Genomic DNA, 18,870 nt, shown 5'->3' on the forward strand with positions numbered 1-18,870 from the left:
TATTGGCTAGTGTTGTCAGGGCTTGCTGAAGCCGTATTTGTGCAAAATTGTCTGTCCGGCAGGCGACAAAACATACGCAACGAAGCGTTTGGCTTCCGCGCCATTGGCGCTGGCAGTAGTTTTGGCGATTGGATAGCTGATGGGAATATCCAGCGCAACCTCCAGCACTATCTTGACCTTGTCTTTCATGAGCGCGGCGTCGGTGGCGTAGACGAACCCTGCATCGACTTCGCCACGGGCCACGTAATCCAGCGATTGCCGCACGTTTTGCGTGCTGATGACTTTGGCTTCCACCATCGGCCACAGTTTGGCCGCTTCCAGCGCGTGCTTGGTGTAACGCCCGACCGGGACGCTGGCCGGGTTGCCGATGGCAACGCGTGTGATGCCGGACTGGCCCAAATCCTGCAGCCGCTTGATCGCAAGCTTGCTGTCGGTGGGTTCAATCAGAACCAGCGTGTTGCGCACGAAATTGCGGCGGTCGCCGGCCGCAATCAAGCCTTGCTTCTCGGCCAGGTCCATCGTTTCCTGATCGGCTGAGGCGAAAATATCGACCGGAGCGCCTTTTGCCAGTTGCTGCAAAAGCGCGCCGGACGCGCCGAAGTTCAACGCAACTTTTGCGTCGGAGTATTGCGCCTGATAGCTTTGCGCGATTTCCTTGAGGGCGTTGGTCAGGCTGGACGCAGCGGAAACCGTGAGATCGCCGGCAAAGACGGAGCCGGTTGCGGCGATCAGGACGGCGGCTGCCAGCAGCCGTTGCAAAATCGTGGATTGCATTTTTATGCCCAAGAGTGCTTCGATAAAAACCGTAATATACAACAATATATTACGCTATCAAAACCGCTTGCCCGATTCGCTTCGCCGCTTGCCGTAACCTTGACCGAAGTTAAGAAAATCGGCCTGATTCCGATGCGGTAATTCCGCCGCAGCCGGCATCAGGCAATCCGGCTGCGGTGTATCATTGCGGGTCCGACTTCCAGCCTTGCAAGGCCCGACATGAGCGATACTCCCGATACTCCTGACACTCCCGATGCTCCTTATTATCAGCATCACGTTTTCTTTTGCCTCAACCAGCGCGATGACGGTCGCCCCTGCTGCGCCGATCGCGGCGCGCAAGCGGCGCAGCAACACGCCAAAAAACGCATCAAGCAACTCGGCCTGAGCGGCGCCGGCAAGATTCGCATCAACCAATCCGGCTGCCTCGACCGTTGCGACGAAGGCCCGGTGATGGTGGTGTATCCGGAAGGCACTTGGTACACCTATGTCGACAACGAAGATATCGATGAAATCATCGACAGCCATTTAATCGGCGGCAAGGTCGTCGACCGCCTGAAAATCTGACAATGAACCTCCACCTTAAAAAATTCTTCATCAGCGGCGCTGTCGGCCAGCTCGAATGCGCGCTCACCTTGCCCGATGCAACCGAATTCACCACCCCGCGCGGCGTGGCGCTGATAGCGCATCCGCACCCGCTGTATGGCGGCACCATGGACAACAAGGTGGTGCATACGCTGGCGCGCACCTTCACCAAGCTGGGCTATGTCACGGTGCGGATGAATTTCCGCGGCGTAGGCGCTTCCGAAGGCGTGCATGATGCCGGCCTCGGCGAGACCGACGACATGGCTATTCTGCTGGCGCACATGCAGCAGCAATATCCGGATCTGCCGCTGGCGCTGGCCGGCTTTTCCTTCGGCACTTTCGTCCAGGCGCAATTGCAGCAGCGCCTGATTGCGCAAGGCCAGCCGGCCGAACGGCTGGTGCTGGTCGGCACCGCCGCCGGCAAATGGGCGATGCCCGCCGTGCCGGCCAATACCATCCTGATCCATGGCGAGCAGGACGAGACGATTCCGCTCTCCGACGTGTTCGACTGGGCCCGGCCGCAGAATCTGCCGGTGGTGGTGATCCCAGGCGCAGATCATTTTTTTCACCGAAAATTGCAACATATCAACAATTTGACGGTCGAAATGTGGCGTTGTTAAATACGTAGGATGGGTGAAACCCATCTTGCAAATTCAATCGTAGATGGGTTTCACCCATCCTACGAATACTAGTTTTCCATACATGAATTTCACTTTCCCTCTCCCCATGAAAAAATTATGTGCGGTATTTGCCGCCAGTGTCCTCTCCCTTTCCATTCTTTCCACCGCAGTGGCGCAAACCCTGCCGTCGCCGACGATTGCCGCGCGCTCCTGGCTGTTGCTCGACATGAACAGCAACCAGGTCATCGCCTCGCAAGATCCGGATCTGCGCATCGAACCGGCCTCGCTGACCAAGGTCATGACCGCCTATCTGACTTTTGCCGCGATCAAAGACAAAAAGCTGGCGATCAACCAAATGGTCACGGTGTCGGAACATGCCTGGAAAGTCGACGCCGACAGCTCCAAGATGTACATCGAGCCGCGCGTGCCGGTCAGCGTGAATGACTTGCTGTACGGCCTGATGGTGCAGTCGGGCAACGACGCGGCGGTAGCATTGGCCGAAGCGGTGGCCGGCACCGAAAGTGCGTTCGTGGTGTTGATGAACCGGGAAGCGCAGCGCATGGGCATGAAGAACACCAGCTTCGGCAATCCGCACGGCTTGCCCGATGCCGAAAACTTCTCGACCGCGCATGATCTGTCGCTGCTGGCCGCGCACATCATCGCCGACTACCCGGAGTTCTATAAGATCGATTCGACTAAATATTTCACCTATAACAAGATCAAGCAGCCGAACCGCAACCGCCTGCTATGGTCCGATCCATCGGTGGACGGCATGAAGACCGGCCATACCAACGCCTCCGGCTACAGCATGATTGCCTCGGCCAAGCGGCCCAACGGCTCCGGCCAGCGCCGCCTGCTCAGTGTGCTGTCGGGCGCGACTTCCGACCAGCTGCGGGCGCAGGAAAGCCAGAAACTGTTGAACTGGGGTTTCCAGAATTTCGACGCGGTCAAGCTGTACGCAAAAGGCCAGCCGCTCGCCACGCTGCCAGTCTGGAAAGGCGCGCAAAATCAGCTCAAGGTCGGCTTTAACCGCGACGTGTTCGTGACGCTGCCGAAGGGCATGGCCGACAAGATGAAGCCAGTGCTGGAGCGCAACGACCCACTGGTGGCGCCGATCGATCAAAACGCCAAAATCGGCACGCTGAAGATGATGGTGGACGGCAAAGTGGTGACGCAATTGCCGGTGCTGGCGCTGGAGCAAATCAATCAAGCCAGCATTTTCGGGCGCGCCTGGGATTCGCTGCGGCTGTGGATAAAATAATCTGATCGACCCGGTGCGCGGCTGGTTGCGATCCAATCAACAACCGCGCGCCTATTTTCGCAACATCAATTTTCTTGGCATCAACTATGCGCACCATACTGCGCAGTGTAAATATTGATGCCGCAATTGATATATGCGGAAATAGCATGGTTTTAAGTCATACTCCCGTATTTTTTAACATTCACAGGAATGCCGGCACAACCAGCCCGTCGTAGTTATGCATTAATTGCATCGTCTGATGGCGCGCGCTGTGCCAGAATCCCCGCTTTCACTTTAATGGAAACCCACACTATGGACGACCCACTGGTCTATCTGAACGGCCAACTAACGCCACTGTCCGAAGCCAAGATCCCGGTGCTGGATCGCGGCTTCATCTTTGGCGACGGCATTTACGAAGTTATTCCGGTCTACCAGCGCAGGATGTTCCGCTCTGAACAACATCTGGCGCGCCTGTTTCGCAGCCTGGACGCGATCAGCATCGCCAATCCGCACACCAAAACCGAATGGCTGGCCCTGATCCAGACCATCATGGATGCGCATCCGGCCGACGACCAGATGGTCTATCTGCAAATTACCCGCGGCGTAGCCAAGCGTGCCCATGCGTTTCCGGCCAACGTGACGCCGACCGTTTTCATCATGACCAATCCGATCGTGCTGCCGAGCGACGCCGTGCGCGCCAAGGGCGTGGCTTGCGTATCGCTGGAAGACAAGCGCTGGCTGCATTGCGAAATCAAGTCGAGCTCGCTGCTGGGCAACGTGCTGGCCGCGCAATACGCGGCCGAACACGACGCCACCGAAGCGATCCAGTTCCGCGACGGCTTCCTGACCGAGGCGTCATCTGCCAACGTCTGGATCGTCAAGGACGGCAAGCTGATGGGGCCGCCGAAGACCAACCTGATTCTGGAAGGCATTCGTTACGCGCTGCTCGAAGAACTGTGCGCGGCCAACGGGATCGTCTTCGAAGCGCGCGACATCACGCGGGCCGAAGTCTTTGCCGCCGATGAAGTGTTGTTGTCGTCCGCCACCAAGGAAGTGCTGCCGGTAGTCTCCATCGACGGCCAGCCGATCGGGGTAGGCGTGCCGGGCCCGATGTACAAAAAATTGTATGCGGCCTATCAGGCGGCGAAAGCGGCCTAGCACGCTTGTCTTTTCGGATTTGGGCCTAAAATAAGTGCCATGCGCCGGACATTTTTGTCCGGCGCATGGCACTTACTGTATCCATCACTAAACCGAAACCATGGCAACCACTCCCGACACCCTGATTGAATACCCCTGCGATTTCCCGATCAAGATCATGGGCGCAATGCACGATGATTTCGCCCAGGTCATCGTCGAACTGGTGCTCCAGCACGACCCCAGCTTCGATGCCGGCAAACTGGAAATGCGGCCCTCTTCCAAAGGCAGCTACCTGGGCCTGACCGTCACCGTGCGCGCCACTAGCCGGGTCCAGCTCGACGACTTGTACCGCGCGTTATCGTCGCATCCGATGGTCAAAGTAGTGCTGTAAACAATGCTTTAAAACCGCGAGGCTGCAGGTTGGGCAGCAAAGCTCAACCTGCAGCCTCTTAGTGGGCTTTTTCCGGCAATGGCAGATGCACCCAGTCATTGTAGAAAGCTTCGATATCCGGTTCGAATTCATGAATCACCGGATACCAGGGCGTCGGTGCTTCGACGTCATGCATGGTTCCGCACTCCGGGCAGTAGTACTCACGGTATACCTGCCAGGTCGTGTCCGGCGCCATCAGCTCCGGATAGACTTCCTGCATCGCTTCCGGCGTATCGCGCACGTACACCAAAGCCTCCAGTTTCCAGTTCTTGCGGTAGTCGCCAAACTCGTGACCGCAACTGCATTTGGTGACCCATTCCTTGGTTTTCTTGTTTTGCGCAATGTAAAGATGCAAGCTGATCGGAAGAATCACCTTGTCATCCCAGGGCAATTTGGATTGCAGCGTATTCAAATACATGCGGAAGCGATCATGGTCCTTCGGCAAGGAAAGCATGCGCATGGTGGTTTCCCAGTCCAGCTTGCCTTCCACCAGATAGTTCACTTGCTCTTGTGTGTAAACAGACATTTTATTTCTCCAATAAGGGGGGCTGGCCGGGGCCGGGGCTACGCCCCGAACTCCGGCGTCAAATCACTCTTCGACCAGGCTCACGGTGCGCACGTCAGGCAACTTCGACAGATCCATCCGGTATTTGGAACCGAATGAAGGCACGCCCAACTCGGACTCCAGCAGTTCCCAGTCAGCGGGAAGATCCCAGAACGTCTTGAATTCATTCTTGAACTTGGCGCTGAGGTCAAAGCTGGTTGCAAACATGTGACGCACCTGAACCGATGCGGATTTGGTCATGACCCGTGCGCGTTCTTCCTTCATCCATTCGCGGGTTGGAACGGCTCTGGCGATGCGCTCTTTGCGGACCTCCTTGCGGCGGGCGACAGTCTTGGCAACATCGACTTTCCACACCTGATTGTCGTCTTGCGCAATCACCACGCCGTAGACCTTCACCGCGAACTCGGGCAACACGAAGTGACTGTTGAGATCATTTTCAACCGACGCGCAATCGCGATCGAGTGGATCGCCAAAGCCCGGGCCGCCACGCAAATAGTTCAGATACAGATCATGGTTTTCGAAAATCGCTTCGGTGGTGGTGCACTGCTTGTCACGCTTGACCTCCGCCGTGGCGCTGATGTGACGCTCGTATTCCGTATTGCCGGGATTGCGATCGGCGCCCAATGGCAGCGACAAGCCATCCTTGATGCGGGCTTCGAGATCGGTTTTGTGGGCTTCAAAACGATACCCGGTAGCCGATGGGTAGCCGCCCATCAGACCCCAGTCGCTGTTCATGTAGCCATTGCCGGAGAAGAACATGGTCCAGTCTTGCGCTTTCCACACCATGCGCAAGGTCTCGAAACCACAGCCGCCCCGGAATTTGCCGTAACCGCCGGAGTTGGTCTTGACGTTGCGCCCCATGTACAGCAGCGGTTCCGCCATTTCCCAAATCTCGATATCGCCCATGTCGCCTTCAGGATTCCACACCGCAGCATTGTGGTTCAGTCCATCCTTGATCGCGCAAGCGCCGGTGCCGCATGCGGCAGTCTCAAAATTGTTGACCGCATGCACTTCGCCATCTTGATTGATGCCGCCGCCCTGCAGCCAGTTGCAGGCATTGGCATTGCCGGCATTGACTTCCTCCAGATAGCCGCGCGCATAGTAGGCCTGGCTCATGCCGCGCCAGATCCCGCTCCAGGCCGAAACCAGGAAATGCCAGGCATTGGCATGCGCGGTACGGCGGTCGTCCGGATTCATCCAGGTGCCTTTGGGAATCTTGAATTCGGTCGCGTAGTAGGCGCCATCGTTGATGCGCGCAGTGGGCACCAGGGTTTGCGTCAGCATGACCCAGATGCCGCTGGTGAATGCTACCTGATTCGCATTGTAGCTATGCCAGCCCCAACGGCTCGCGCCTTCAAAATTGAGCTTCCAGGTGGCGTCCGGACGTATCGTCATTTCGCACGGCGCATGCATGATGCTATTCATCTTGCCGAACTCCGATGCCAGACTCATGTCCTTATGGTCATATGGAACATCGACAAAGGAAACCCTGCGGTAGACGCCGGGAACGGTCATTGCCTTGAGCCGCAACTGCAGGCCGCGCCGGCCCTCTTCGATGATCTCGTGGGCAAACTTGGTGTAATTCTCGATCCCTTCGGCCGCCAGAACTTCCTCTACCAGCGTGCGAATCATGTGGCAACCGGCGATCCGGGTGCGTTCGTCCAGAATCCAGTATTTGGCGGTACGGACATTGCGCTGGCTTTCGTGCAGCCAGTCACGCAGCGGGGTGTCGTTGATGCCGGTCTTGCGGCAGGTCACCTGCAAGCCGTCGCCGAAGCGCGATACCTGGCCGCTCGACATCGAACCGGGCGTCATCGCGCCGAGATCGATCACGTGGGTGACGCCGCCGACCCAACCCACCAGATTACCTTCCCAGAAGATCGGCACGATGGTGGCGATATCGCAAGGATGCACATTGCCGATCGAGCAATCGTTGTTGGTGAACATGTCGCCCGGATTGATGCCTGGATTGGCTTCCCATGCATTTTCGATCATGTACTTGATCGCCGCGCCCATGGTGCCGACGTGGATGATGATCCCGGTGGACGTCAGAATGCAGTCACCCGCTGCGTTATACAGCGTGAAACACAGTTCGCCTTCTTGCTCCACGATTGGCGATGCAGCAATTTTTTTCGCCGTTTCGCGGGCATGCACCAGGCCGCCGCGGATTCTGGAAAACAGCTTTTCATAGGTAATCGGATCGGCTTCCTTGAACTCCAGCGTTTCGAGGCCGTTGTAGAAACCGGTCTCCTTGGTGCGCGCCAAAATCGCATCGCGATGCTCTTTGAGGGTCTTGCCGTTGCCTAGCAAATCGGGCAAGCCCATTTCTTTCCGTGACATTTTGTTCATGATTGGTCTCCTTTTTTGACTGCTTTAACTTCTTTGAGATGAAATAAGCGGTGCTTGTCGCAATAGGTTTCAAACCCCAACGGCACGATGAAAGTAGTGGAAGGCGATTCGATAATGGCCGGGCCCACCACGCGATTGCCTGCCTTGAGTGCCTCCATCGACCAGATTTGCGCATCCTGCCATTGCTTATGGCGATAGAAAGGACGGCTGCCGATATGCGCTTCTTTCGGCGGGATCGGGCCGGCATCGGGTTCTTCAGGCAGTTCTGGTTTGGAGGAAACAACGCTGCCGCGCATGATTGCGCCGGTCACGCCAAAACCCAATTCCGGTGAACTTGCAGACGCCGCATAAACCCGTGCATAAGTCTCGTCAAATGCGTGCACCATCTTTTCCCAATCCGCCAGCGTGGACGCATTGGTAATCGGCGAATTGATTTCGAGGTCGTTGAGTTGGCCCATGAACTGCATCCGATAGCCAGGACGCAGCAATACATCCTCCGGCTTGAATCCGTTAATGATGAATTCGTCGATGACCTTTTCGCTCAGTTCGGCCCAGGCTGCGGTCAAGGTGGTGCAGGCTTGTACCTTTTCAGCGTCGGTGGCTTTCGGGCCGACGCCGATATCGACACTCTTGTCATAGCGGTATTCGTATTCGGCGCAGGCGCAGCCGAAGGCGGAGAACCCGGCCGCCCAGGCTGGCACCACCACGTCCTTGAAGCCCAGTCCTTCCGTATAGCCGTAGGTATGGACCGGACCCGCGCCGCCGTACGAAAAGCACACGAAGTCGGCCGGGTTGTAGCCCTTGGCGCTGATGACGGAACGCATATATTCGCGCAGGTTCAAATCCAGCAGTTCGATCACGCCTGCGGCAGCATCTTCGACCGAGAGGCCGAGTGGATCGGCAATTTGTTCCTTCAGATATTTACGGGCCCGGTTGAGGTCGAGCTTGATCGCGCCGCCCAGGAAATTATCAGGATTGAGGTAACCCAGCACGACGTGGCAATCGGAAACCGACACCGTATCCAGGCCGCTGTCGGCCCAACACATGCCCACCCGGTACCCGGCGCTGTCGGGTCCGAGTTTGATCGCCTTGCTGTACGGATCAATGCGGATAAAGCTGCCTGCGCCAGCACCGACTGAATCCATGGCGACCAGCGGCAATGAAAGCAGCAGGCGCGCCATGTCCGGATCGGACTGGATCGCGAAATTGCCCTTGGTAATGATCGCCATGTCGAAACTGGTGCCGCCGATATCGCTGCAGGCAATATTGTCATAGCCTAGTTTCTGGCCCAGAAATTTGGAGCCAATCACGCCGCCGATGGGGCCGGAGACAATGGTGCGGGCCAGCTCCTTGGCTTTCCAGCCGATGGTGCCACCGTGGGTTGCCATCACGCGCAGATCGAACTTGGCGCCATGTTTCTTGAAGCGGTCACTGACTTTTTTCAGCGTGGCGCGCGAAGGTTCAGCTGCGTAAGCTTCCAGAATGGTGGTGTTGGTGCGGTGGGTTTCCTTGCGCGACGGGTAATAATCGACGGTCGCGAAGACCGGGATATCGGCACCGATTTTGGTCAATTCTTCACGGCAAATATCGCGTGCGCGCAATTCGCTCTGGGCGTTCTTGTGCGATTGCAACAGACTGATCACGATCGCCTGCGAACCGCGCGCCACCAGCTCGCGGGTGGCAACGCGCACTTCCTCTTCGCGCAGCGGAATCACGACCTGACCCTGGACATCGGTGCGCTCGGTGACGCCGCGGGTGCGCGATAGCGGCACCAGTGGTTCATCGTAATGGTGGCAATTCAAATGGATGCGTTCTTCCAGCGCGTACCCAAGGTAGCTCTGCGCGGCACGGCCCATCGAATGGATATCTTCAAAACCCCGGTTGCACATCAGGCCCACATCCAGCCCCTTGCGCTGCACCACCCGGTTGAGCATGGCAGTACCGGAATAAACACAGGTCAACAGTTCCGGGAAAACATCATCCACCTTGCGCTGCCATTCGGCCAGAGCGTCGATCGACGATTCGTAGATTGCCTGTGATTCGTCTCCAGGATTACTCTGCGCCTTGCCGACGACGAATGATCCATCCTCCCTGACGAAGAAGGTGTCAGTCATCGTGCCGCCGGCATCGATGCCCATCACCTGTACTGGCGAGTGTTGAGTTTGCATGTGTGTCTCCTCAATGAATGTGGTTTTTCAAATCCAGCCATCGACCGTTGATGTAACAGTGGCAACAGTTGATGGCAGTGTTTGGCGATGAAATTAAAAGCCCGCACACCAGCTATCGCAAGGAGCATGCCAATGCCTTTGAAAAGGCTTCAAGAAACCATTTCCTCCTATGAAAAACATCAAAATAGTGAATCGATCCCGCTGCCGCGACGGCGGGCGGAAACGTTTGTTTTTCGGACGATCAGGTCGAACACGGCCGGAAATCGAACGCTGCCCGGCGTCAACACGGAAAATAAAAATTCGTGACTGATAAGCTAAAAACAAGCCAAAACGAGGGCGCTATGCAGGCCGTCTTTAAAAACGGTGTTGCACTGCAACCTTAAATTCACGTTATGGAGAGGTGTATAGTCAAAAAAAACGTTAATGAATTTTCCAAGAAAAGCCTGCCAGCGAAGCTAAGGCCTTTGGGAATAAGGCGCATAGCCAGTAGGAGACAATATGATTGCAAACGAGCCAAACCAGCGGCTATCCAATCCGCAAAACAACCGCAAGATCATGGCCGCCTGGGAAGGATTTCTGAGCGGGCATGCGCCCCAAGCCAATGCATTACGTTGTCTGATCGATGATTCCTGGCGGCGCTGCCAGGAGGTGCAGGTGGACCCCGCCCGCCAGCATGCATTGCCCCCGGTCAATGAGGACACACTCCATTCTCTGCAATACCAGCATCGTGAGTTGCTGAGCGCAGGCAAACAGGTGATGGCGATGGCCAAGGATTTCCTGGCCGAAACCGAGACGATCATGATCCTCTCCGATCCGAACGGGATGATCCTGGGCGTTGAGGGGGATCTCCGCGCGTTGGGGGCGGCCGAGGACATTCACCTGTTTACCGGAAGCAGTTGGAGCGAGCTGATTTGCGGCACCAATGCGATCGGCACCGCCCTGTCCATCGGCCAGCCGGTACAGATTCACGCAGCCGAACATTTCTGCGCCGGGATCAAGCAGTGGACCTGTTCAGCCACCGTCATCCGCGATCCCTATGACGGCAAAATCCTGGGCGCGGTTGATGTTTCCGGCCTGGGCAAGACGTTCAACCCGCATAGCCTGGCTTTGGCCGTCACCACTGCCAGCCGGATCGAGGGCCAACTGGCCAAGTTGGAGTTGGACTTTCGGTATCAATTGCTGGAACAAGGCATGGCGAAAATGTCCAGCGCGACAGACGGTGTGATTATCTGCGATCGGCGCGGCTATCCGATCAAGGTCAACGAGCGGGCCGCGACAGTTTTGCTGGCACGAGGCATCGACTTCGATCTCAAAAAAACCACCCAAATCCCGACCTTGAGCATGGGGACATTCGCGCCCACTACGCGCGCAAAGGCTCCCGAATGGCTGTGCGCCGACTGGCTTGAACCGATTATCGATGCCGGAGAACGGATCGGGACTTTGCTGACAATTCCAGGCTTGCCGCAGGCTGGCATGTCATTGCACGTTGCCAGAAAAGGCGTAACCGCAAAGTCTGTAATATCCACCGACATCAAAGGTTTCGCCGGAATGGTGGGCAGTAGCGCCGCCTTGACGCAAGCGGTGCAAAAGGCAAAGCTGCTGGCCAAAACCAATGTCCCGGTGCTGTTGCTCGGCGAAACCGGGGTCGGCAAGGAAAATTTTGCGCAAGGAATCCACCTTTGTGGGCCGACCGGAGAACGCCCATTTGTGGCACTCAACTGCGGCGGCCTTTCCAAGGATCTATTGGCAAGCGAGCTTTTTGGTCATTGCGAGGGAGCCTTCACCGGATCGCGGCGCGGCGGCATGATCGGCAAGGTCGAGGCGGCGAACGGCGGCACGCTGTTTCTCGATGAAATCGGCGAAATGCCGCTGGAGCTGCAACCGCATTTCCTGCGGGTCCTGGAAGAAGGAGAAATTTATCGCATCGGCGAAACTACGCCACGAAAAATCAATTTCAAGCTGATCGCGGCCACCAACCGGGAACTCCGGGATGAAGTGGCCGAGGGCCGATTCCGCATGGACCTCTATTACCGGGTAGCGGTGACCAGCATCCGCATTCCGCCGCTACGAGAACGTAAAGAAGATATCCGGCCGCTGGTGGAGCATTTTCTCGCTAAGTTTGCCCAACAGTACGGCGTCGGCTCCAAGCACATTCAGCCGGAACTAATCACCGCGCTGGAAAACCATCCGTGGCCGGGGAACGTGCGTGAACTGCGCAATGTGGTAGAAAGCATGCTTTTGATGGCCAGCGGGGAATCGTTGGGTTTGGATGCGCTGCCGCCTGAAATCGGCTTGCCACTGGTTTTCGACGGCGGAAAAGCGAGCGCGCGATCTCCCATAACCACGGGGAAACTGGAAGACGCGGAACTGGAGTTCATCCGCGAGACGCTCGAAGCGGACCGCGGCAATCTGACTCTGGTGGCCAAGCATCTTGGCATTGCAAAGAGCACTTTGTACATCAAGCTCAAGAAATACGGGCTGGATCAGGTTTTAAATGGCGTCAGAGCTTCAGGTCATTAGCCTCCTCTCATCCAAGCCGCCACCTTTTCCAAGCAGACTTTGCCTCATGCCCAAGCAGGAAAAATAACGTGCTCGCTAACGCGCCGCATGCAACAGCGAGCGGTTCTTTTGAGGCCACCGCCCGGCTCTGTCATATTCAATATACTATTAAGTGTATTTTTATGTATAGCATTAAATATATGCGAATAATGCACAATAATAAAGCATACTCCCGCCAATAAATAAATAATAGAAATTGTAAAGCAGCCCATTTTCGGCCATCAAGCGCGCTAATCATGCGGTTGCCGCACTGCATTTTTCTACCGCGCCGCGGCCAACCGATCCTCGCAATACCCACATTGGAATCAAGCTTGTTGGCGCGCCAGCCGCGCTATTTCGGTACACTGGCGGCCATGCAAGCACCCTTCATACTTCAACGCGGCGTCGAACCTTACGACGCCAGCTTCGACGCCATGCGCGCCTTCACCGACAGCCGCGACGCCGCCACCCCGGACCAATTGTGGATTGTCGAACACCCGCCGGTTTTCACACTTGGCCTTGCCGCCGACCGCGCCCACGTGCTCGATGCGCACGGCATCCCGATTGTGGAAACCGATCGCGGCGGCGAAGTCACTTATCACGGACCGGGCCAAGTGGTGATTTACCTGCTGATGGATTTGCGCCGCCACTCGGGTGCGCGCATGTTCCCGCGCGAGTTCGTGCGCGCCATCGAGCAGTCGGTCATCGAGGTACTCGCCGCGTATAATCTGGCCGGTGAACGCAAGCCAGGCGCGCCCGGAATTTATATGGCGAACGGCGCCTCGGCCGGCGCAAAAATCGCCGCCCTCGGCCTCAAGATCCGCGCCAACGGTTGCACCTATCACGGCGTAGCGCTGAATGTGGCGATGGATTTGACGCCGTTTTCGTGGATCAATCCCTGCGGTTACGCCGGCCTGCAAACGGTCGATATGTGCTCGCAAGGTGCGCATATACCGTTGCCGGAGGTGCAGTCTGCGCTGGCGCACGCACTGATTAAAAATCTTACCCGCTCAACCTAGCACCGCAGCGCACAGCGAAAACTCTGCTGCATTAATTGCCACCAGGACATGCAATGACTTCTGAAACCAAGCTACCGCTACCGCTCGCCTCATCCGCCTACAACCCGAGCGACAAGCAAAAAGGCGCGGATAAAACCGCCCGCATCCCGATCAAGATCATCCCTGCCGAGCGGCTCAAGAAGCCGGACTGGATTCGGGTCAGGGCGGGTTCGCCCACCACCCGCTTCTACGAAATCAAGGACATCCTGCGCGAAAACAATCTGGTCACGGTGTGCGAAGAAGCCTCCTGCCCGAACATCGGCGAATGCTTCGGCAAGGGCACCGCAACCTTCATGATCATGGGCGACAAATGCACCCGGCGCTGCCCGTTTTGCGACGTCGGCCACGGCCGCCCGGACGCGCTGGACGCCGCCGAGCCGGAAAAACTGGCCAAAACCATCGCTGCACTGAAGCTCAAGTACGTCGTCATCACCTCGGTCGACCGCGACGATCTGCGCGACGGCGGCGCCGGCCATTTTGCCGACTGCATCCGCAAGATTCGCGAACTGGCGCCCAACACCCGCATCGAAGTGCTGGTGCCCGACTTCCGCGGCCGCCTGGAGCGCGCACTGGAAATTTTCAAGGACATGCCGCCGGACGTGATGAACCACAACCTGGAAACCGCGCCGCGCCTGTACAAGGAAGCCCGCCCCGGCTCGGATTATCAACACTCGCTGAACTTGCTCAAGCAATTCAAGGAGCAGCACCCGAACATTCCGACCAAATCCGGCATCATGGTAGGTCTGGGCGAAACCGACGAAGAAATCCTGCAAGTGATGCGAGATCTGCGCGAGCACAACGTCAACATGCTGACCATCGGCCAGTACCTGATGCCGTCCGGCGACCACTTGCCGGTGCGCCGCTACGTGCATCCGGACGTTTTCAAGATGTTCGAGCAGGAAGCCTACAAGATGGGTTTCGACCACGCCGCCGTCGGCGCGATGGTGCGCTCAAGCTACCACGCCGATCAGCAAGCGCATGGCGCTGGTGTGATTTGAGTAATCAGTAGTTGAGGGGACAAATCTGTATTGTTGCAATGGATGCAGATTTGGCCTCTTATCATCGCCGATGCAGCGCTTGCATCGTACTCGGAAAATGTCTGCTATTTGGTCGGTTCTGGATGCTTCTGGGAACGAGTCAAATCGGCAAAAACCAAGGCCGTAACACCTAACCGTAGGGCGTCAATAAGCGCAGCGTATTGCGCCGCATGCTGGCAGCGCAAGGATTAGGAGTTGCGCCATACAGCCTTCATGATTTTGCAAAAAAAGTGGAGTATCACTTAGAACAGGCATTTTTCCGCATGTTTTACATGCAATATTAAAAAATACACTTGTAGGTATATGTGGAACATGCGGCGCAATGCGCTGCGCTTATTGCACCCTACGAATTGCGCCTTACGGTCTGGCATCCTTGGCTGACGGAGTCCGCTACAGACGAACTGAGGACATTGGCGATCAGGGGACATTTGCCCGCTTCGGGGCGATTCACATGCAACTGACTTCTGCAGGACAGGCAGAGCCAAGCCATAGATTGCCCTGTTACAATTTACCCCTGCCTGCTTCAGTTTTTCCTTCATGACACATCAAAACCTCTCAGCAAACGCCCCCATCATCAATCGCCTTTCAGTGCTATCGCTGACTGCTCCCGTTGCGATGGGTTATATCCCGCTTGGCACGGTTTTTGGATTTCTGTTTGTCCAGGCCGGCGCTGAATGGTGGCTGGCCGTCCTGGCTAGCCTGTTTGTATTCGCGGGCGCTGCGCAGTACATGATGATTCCGATGCTCGCAGCCGGGCTTTCCGTGGGTACGATTGCTCTGGCTACATTGATCGTGAATCTGCGGCATATGTTTTATGGTCTGTCCTTGCTGAACAAATTACCCCAAAAAAAGTTGCTCCGCTGGTACATGATTTTTGCGCTGACCGACGAGACATATTCGGTCCTTACAACGATACCTGAGACCACAAGCGACAAAAAAATGGCTTTGGTTGCTTTGCTTAATCATTTTTGGTGGGTATTGGGCACTACTATCGGTGCGGTAATCGGCGCCCAGGCACAAATTACTCTGGTTGGCCTCGACTTTGTTTTGGCGGCTCTGTTTGCCGTACTCACCGTTGAGCAGTGGCGAACGAAAAAAAGCCCTGTTCCATTATGGGTTGCTCTGACTGCATACACCGTGGCCTATTTCCTGGCAGCCAAACACGCACTGGTGATTTCCATCGCACTGAGCATAGTCGCCGGAATGCTCTGGCAACCCAAAGCTGTCACGGCCAAGGAGGTGGACAATGATTGAAAGCAAGTATGTGATCGTGGTGATTGCTGCCATGGGACTGGTTACGTTTGCCCTGCGAGCGCTCCCTTTCCTGGCCGCCCAATGGCTGAAAAAACATCCGATAGTGCAACGTTTGGGGGAGTTTTTACCCTTGGCGATCATGACGCTTTTGTTGGTGCACTCCGGTACAAGTGCCGCCCTTGAGCATGCGTCAGGCCCATGGCCAGAATTGTTGGCAGTCGCCTTGGTGGTGCTTTTGCAATGGCGGAGCAGGAATGCGCTGTTGAGCATTGTGGTGGGCACCTGTGTTTATGTGCTCATCCGCAATCTCAATTCTTTGTAGCGCGCCGAACCGCTTGACGGCCTGCGCTGCTGCCGGTCGCACGAAATTGCGCCAGATGCTGGCTATGCATTCAATAACTTCCTACGCGCCAGAATGCATCAAATTTTCACGCGCAGCTTGACCTTTGACGCCGTCAGCTTGGCCACATCTCTGCATCGCCCTTGTTGCACTCCGGACAATGATTTTAAGTTTGTTGGCGTAAATGCCAAACTGACCCACCTACCGAAATTCGTTGTTCGGCGCATATCTTGCACACCGTTAACGGTCCTGGAATTGCACCGATTGGAGATAGAGCAGCCAAGTAGGACGGGTGAAACCCGCGCTGCTCTAGCGCTGTTATTGCCATTTCCATATCGGAAAACTCTTTTTGTTTGTTGTTTTGCGGAACATCCGCAATTTCCCCCATTCAAGTTTTCATAAATAGCTTAACATTGACGAATATCAAGAGAGTCTTGACAAAATGATCTCGATCTGGTAGGTGCCGCGCGCGTGACAGGCAGGCGACGAAGAAATCTTGATGCCGCACATGTATGGTTCGCACCCGCAATAGATCAACCCACCACCCGCAACTGCGGGCGCCAATGAAGAAAGACAGAAAATGAACAGATTCGCAAATTTATCCAAACCACGGGCGTGGTGCATGGCATTACTGCTACCTGCTTTTGTGGCCGGGTGCGGCGGAGCGGGGGACGGTGGGTCTCAGGCAAACGCAAGCTTGCTAGCGAGCACGGCTGTTGTTACAGGCGCGCCCAAGGTGACGCAAACCAGCCCGAGTAACGGCACCACGAATGCCTCGACCAGCACCAATATCGGCGGCAACTTGACCGGCACGGTAATCACCGCCACCTTCAACCAGTCGATGGACCCGGCAACGATCAATTCGTTCCTGCCCGGCGCCCTGACCACGTTCACGCTCAAGGAAACCACCGGCAACAACGTACCCGGCACCGTCGCCCTGAATGCCGAAAACACGGCAGCCGCCTTTACGCCTAGCGCGTCCGCTCTGACGCCGAACACCAGTTATACCGCCACGCTGACCACAATGGCCAAGAGCGCCGGCGGCGCTGCCATCGGCAATCCTGTTGTCTGGAGCTTTACCACCAGAGCCATTCCCTTTACCGCCCATGCGCCAGTAAACCTCGGCACCGCCGGCACTTTCGCGATTCTGAGCAAAACCGGAGTCACCGACGTGTATGCCTCTGCCATTACCGGAGACGTGGGAACTAGTCCCATCACCGGCGCTGCTCTTCTTCTCACATGCGGGGAAGTGGCGGGGAAAATTTACGTCGTCGATGCGTCCGGTCCGCTGCCTTGCGCGATAAATGATGCCACCACCCTGACTGCGGCAGTGGGCGACATGCAAACCGCGTACAGCAACGCCGAGGGACGCGTATTGCCCGACGTTAATGAACTGGGCGCCGGCGAAATTGGCGGCCTCACTTTGGTTCCCGGGCTGTACAAATGGGGTACCGATCTCTTGATTAGCACCGACGTTACCCTCTCTGGCGGCCCGAATGACATCTGGATTTTCCAGGTGGCGGGACAGCTGAAACAGGCCAGCGCAACGCGGATAACCCTGGCCGGAGGCGCGCTAGCCAAGAACATCTTCTGGCAGGTCGCTGACAATGCGTCCATTGGAACGACCGCGCACTTCGAGGGCGTCCTGATGGGGAAAACGCTGGCGGCCGTGAATACGGGCGCGTCAGTGAACGGCAGGCTGTTTGCACAAACTGCGGTCACTCTCCAAAAGAACGCGATCACGCAGCCGGCTCCGTAAAGCCGCCAGGAGCACCATCGTTGTGACCAAGGAGACGGCAATGGCCGTCTCCTTTTTTTTCGGCAGCATCGATCTACGCTAGAGGGATTACGCCGTAAATGGCGGCTTTTTGCCTGAAGGCGAAGGTCGCCTTTTGTAGCGCGGCGCGACCAAAAACAAGGCGCAGCGCTGCAAGCCGAAACCGGCACCAGCACCGTGCCCGCCCTGTTTTATACCTGGTCATTTGATTGATAATTTATGCGGGAGTATGCCGATAAACATGCTATTTACCGCATTATTTATATGCGGTAATAAAATATACGTTATCCAGTATATTTGCAGTCACAGGAATTTTTGCAAATAATCACTTAAAACAATTGGGTAGTCTGCGCCGAAGCCCTGCATCAGAACTTCGGCTTCCATCTGCAAATGGAGCGTGGATACCGGCGGCGACTTAAGCTGATGGAGAAACATCTTCGGCAGATGCGAGCGCCTGGATTGGGGCGAATTCTTAACGGCGCAGCTAAAGCCGCACCTACAGAAACCACCTCAGTTTACAAGCAAAATCAGACTTTTTTAACAAACTCCGATTTCAGACTCATGGCGCCAAAGCCGTCAATTTTGCAGTCGATGTCGTGATCGCTATCGACCAGGCGAATGTTCTTGATCTTGGTGCCGATCTTGATCGTCCCAGCCGAGCCTTTCAATTTCAAGTCCTTGATGATGGAGACTGTATCGCCGTCCTGCAACACATTGCCGGCGGAATCGCGGTAGACCTTGCCGCCTTCTTCCGTCGGCTCGGTGGCGGCGTCTGCACTCCACTCATGGGCGCACTCGGGGCAAATATACAGGCCGCCATCTTCATACGTGAATTCGGAATTGCATTTTGGGCATGGGGGTAGAACGCTCATGATGTTGTCCTTAGAGGGTAGGCCGTAGCCTCAAAAAAGAAGGCAGTATACTGTGTGCCTGTTTGAAGACCATCCCATTCCACATTTCGGCGCGCCTGCCGCAGCCAGGCAGGCTCAAACCGGCCAAGA

General features: G+C 56.3%; 17 protein-coding genes. 12 read left to right on the forward strand and 5 right to left on the reverse strand.

What is annotated here, in order from left to right; translation table 11 throughout:
• Positions 1 to 15: 15 nt before the first annotated feature.
• A complete protein-coding gene (gene modA, locus FKCLFG_RS15020; RefSeq protein ID WP_472613871.1) occupies positions 16 to 774 on the reverse strand; it encodes a molybdate ABC transporter substrate-binding protein in 759 nt (252 codons plus the stop codon).
• A gap of 219 nt (positions 775 to 993) precedes the next feature.
• Here modA and FKCLFG_RS15025 point away from each other — a divergent pair, with 219 nt between their 5' ends.
• From FKCLFG_RS15025 to FKCLFG_RS15045, 5 genes are all read left to right on the forward strand, one after another.
• A complete protein-coding gene (locus tag FKCLFG_RS15025) occupies positions 994 to 1,338 on the forward strand; it encodes a (2Fe-2S) ferredoxin domain-containing protein (protein WP_472613872.1) in 345 nt (114 codons plus the stop codon).
• Positions 1,339 to 1,340: 2 nt separating this feature from the next.
• On the forward strand, positions 1,341 to 1,976 hold the full coding sequence (locus FKCLFG_RS15030; RefSeq protein WP_472613873.1) for an alpha/beta hydrolase: 636 nt from the start codon (positions 1,341 to 1,343) through the stop codon (positions 1,974 to 1,976).
• A 106-nt stretch (positions 1,977 to 2,082) separates the two neighbouring features.
• The gene (locus FKCLFG_RS15035; protein WP_472613874.1) at positions 2,083 to 3,237 is read left to right on the forward strand and encodes a D-alanyl-D-alanine carboxypeptidase family protein; all 1,155 of its coding nucleotides are present in this window, start codon (positions 2,083 to 2,085) and stop codon (positions 3,235 to 3,237) included.
• 291 nt (positions 3,238 to 3,528) lie between these two features.
• Positions 3,529 to 4,374 carry a D-amino acid aminotransferase gene (locus tag FKCLFG_RS15040; RefSeq protein WP_472613875.1) on the forward strand — a complete coding sequence of 282 codons (846 nt, stop codon included), beginning with the start codon at positions 3,529 to 3,531 and terminating at the stop codon, positions 4,372 to 4,374.
• A 100-nt stretch (positions 4,375 to 4,474) separates the two neighbouring features.
• Entirely contained in the window at positions 4,475 to 4,744 is a 270-nt protein-coding gene (locus FKCLFG_RS15045; protein ID WP_472613876.1) for an HP0495 family protein, read from the forward strand.
• Between the two features lie 58 nt (positions 4,745 to 4,802).
• Here the strand turns inward: FKCLFG_RS15045 and FKCLFG_RS15050 are convergent, their stop codons facing one another.
• The 3 genes from FKCLFG_RS15050 to FKCLFG_RS15060 form a co-directional block, all read right to left on the reverse strand.
• Positions 4,803 to 5,309: an acetone carboxylase subunit gamma gene (locus FKCLFG_RS15050; RefSeq protein WP_472613877.1), complete on the reverse strand. Its 507-nt coding sequence runs from the start codon at positions 5,307 to 5,309 to the stop codon at positions 4,803 to 4,805.
• Positions 5,310 to 5,372: 63 nt separating this feature from the next.
• On the reverse strand, positions 5,373 to 7,697 hold the full coding sequence (locus tag FKCLFG_RS15055) for a hydantoinase B/oxoprolinase family protein (protein WP_472613878.1): 2,325 nt from the start codon (positions 7,695 to 7,697) through the stop codon (positions 5,373 to 5,375).
• The gene (locus tag FKCLFG_RS15060; RefSeq protein ID WP_472613879.1) at positions 7,694 to 9,865 is read right to left on the reverse strand and encodes a hydantoinase/oxoprolinase family protein; all 2,172 of its coding nucleotides are present in this window, start codon (positions 9,863 to 9,865) and stop codon (positions 7,694 to 7,696) included. The genes FKCLFG_RS15055 and FKCLFG_RS15060 overlap by 4 nt, the downstream gene beginning before the upstream one ends.
• A gap of 87 nt (positions 9,866 to 9,952) precedes the next feature.
• Here FKCLFG_RS15060 and FKCLFG_RS15065 point away from each other — a divergent pair, with 87 nt between their 5' ends.
• From FKCLFG_RS15065 to FKCLFG_RS15095, 7 genes are all read left to right on the forward strand, one after another.
• Positions 9,953 to 10,171 carry a hypothetical protein gene (locus FKCLFG_RS15065; RefSeq protein ID WP_472613880.1) on the forward strand — a complete coding sequence of 73 codons (219 nt, stop codon included), beginning with the start codon at positions 9,953 to 9,955 and terminating at the stop codon, positions 10,169 to 10,171.
• A gap of 192 nt (positions 10,172 to 10,363) precedes the next feature.
• The gene (locus FKCLFG_RS15070) at positions 10,364 to 12,385 is read left to right on the forward strand and encodes a sigma-54-dependent Fis family transcriptional regulator (RefSeq protein WP_472613881.1); all 2,022 of its coding nucleotides are present in this window, start codon (positions 10,364 to 10,366) and stop codon (positions 12,383 to 12,385) included.
• 392 nt (positions 12,386 to 12,777) lie between these two features.
• Positions 12,778 to 13,422: a lipoyl(octanoyl) transferase LipB gene (lipB, locus tag FKCLFG_RS15075; protein WP_472615876.1), complete on the forward strand. Its 645-nt coding sequence runs from the start codon at positions 12,778 to 12,780 to the stop codon at positions 13,420 to 13,422.
• Between the two features lie 53 nt (positions 13,423 to 13,475).
• Entirely contained in the window at positions 13,476 to 14,459 is a 984-nt protein-coding gene (gene lipA / locus FKCLFG_RS15080; RefSeq protein WP_472613882.1) for a lipoyl synthase, read from the forward strand.
• Positions 14,460 to 15,035: 576 nt separating this feature from the next.
• On the forward strand, positions 15,036 to 15,752 hold the full coding sequence (locus FKCLFG_RS15085) for an AzlC family ABC transporter permease (RefSeq protein ID WP_472613883.1): 717 nt from the start codon (positions 15,036 to 15,038) through the stop codon (positions 15,750 to 15,752).
• Entirely contained in the window at positions 15,745 to 16,074 is a 330-nt protein-coding gene (locus FKCLFG_RS15090; RefSeq protein WP_472613884.1) for a branched-chain amino acid transporter permease, read from the forward strand. Before FKCLFG_RS15085 ends, FKCLFG_RS15090 begins: the two co-directional genes overlap by 8 nt.
• Before the next feature lie 715 nt (positions 16,075 to 16,789).
• On the forward strand, positions 16,790 to 17,851 hold the full coding sequence (locus FKCLFG_RS15095) for an ice-binding family protein (RefSeq protein WP_472613885.1): 1,062 nt from the start codon (positions 16,790 to 16,792) through the stop codon (positions 17,849 to 17,851).
• Between the two features lie 545 nt (positions 17,852 to 18,396).
• Here the strand turns inward: FKCLFG_RS15095 and FKCLFG_RS15100 are convergent.
• The gene (locus FKCLFG_RS15100; RefSeq protein WP_472613886.1) at positions 18,397 to 18,741 is read right to left on the reverse strand and encodes a zinc ribbon domain-containing protein YjdM; all 345 of its coding nucleotides are present in this window, start codon (positions 18,739 to 18,741) and stop codon (positions 18,397 to 18,399) included.
• Positions 18,742 to 18,870 lie beyond the last annotated feature (129 nt).

It is taken from the genome of Gelidimonas denitrificans (genome assembly GCF_055694065.1).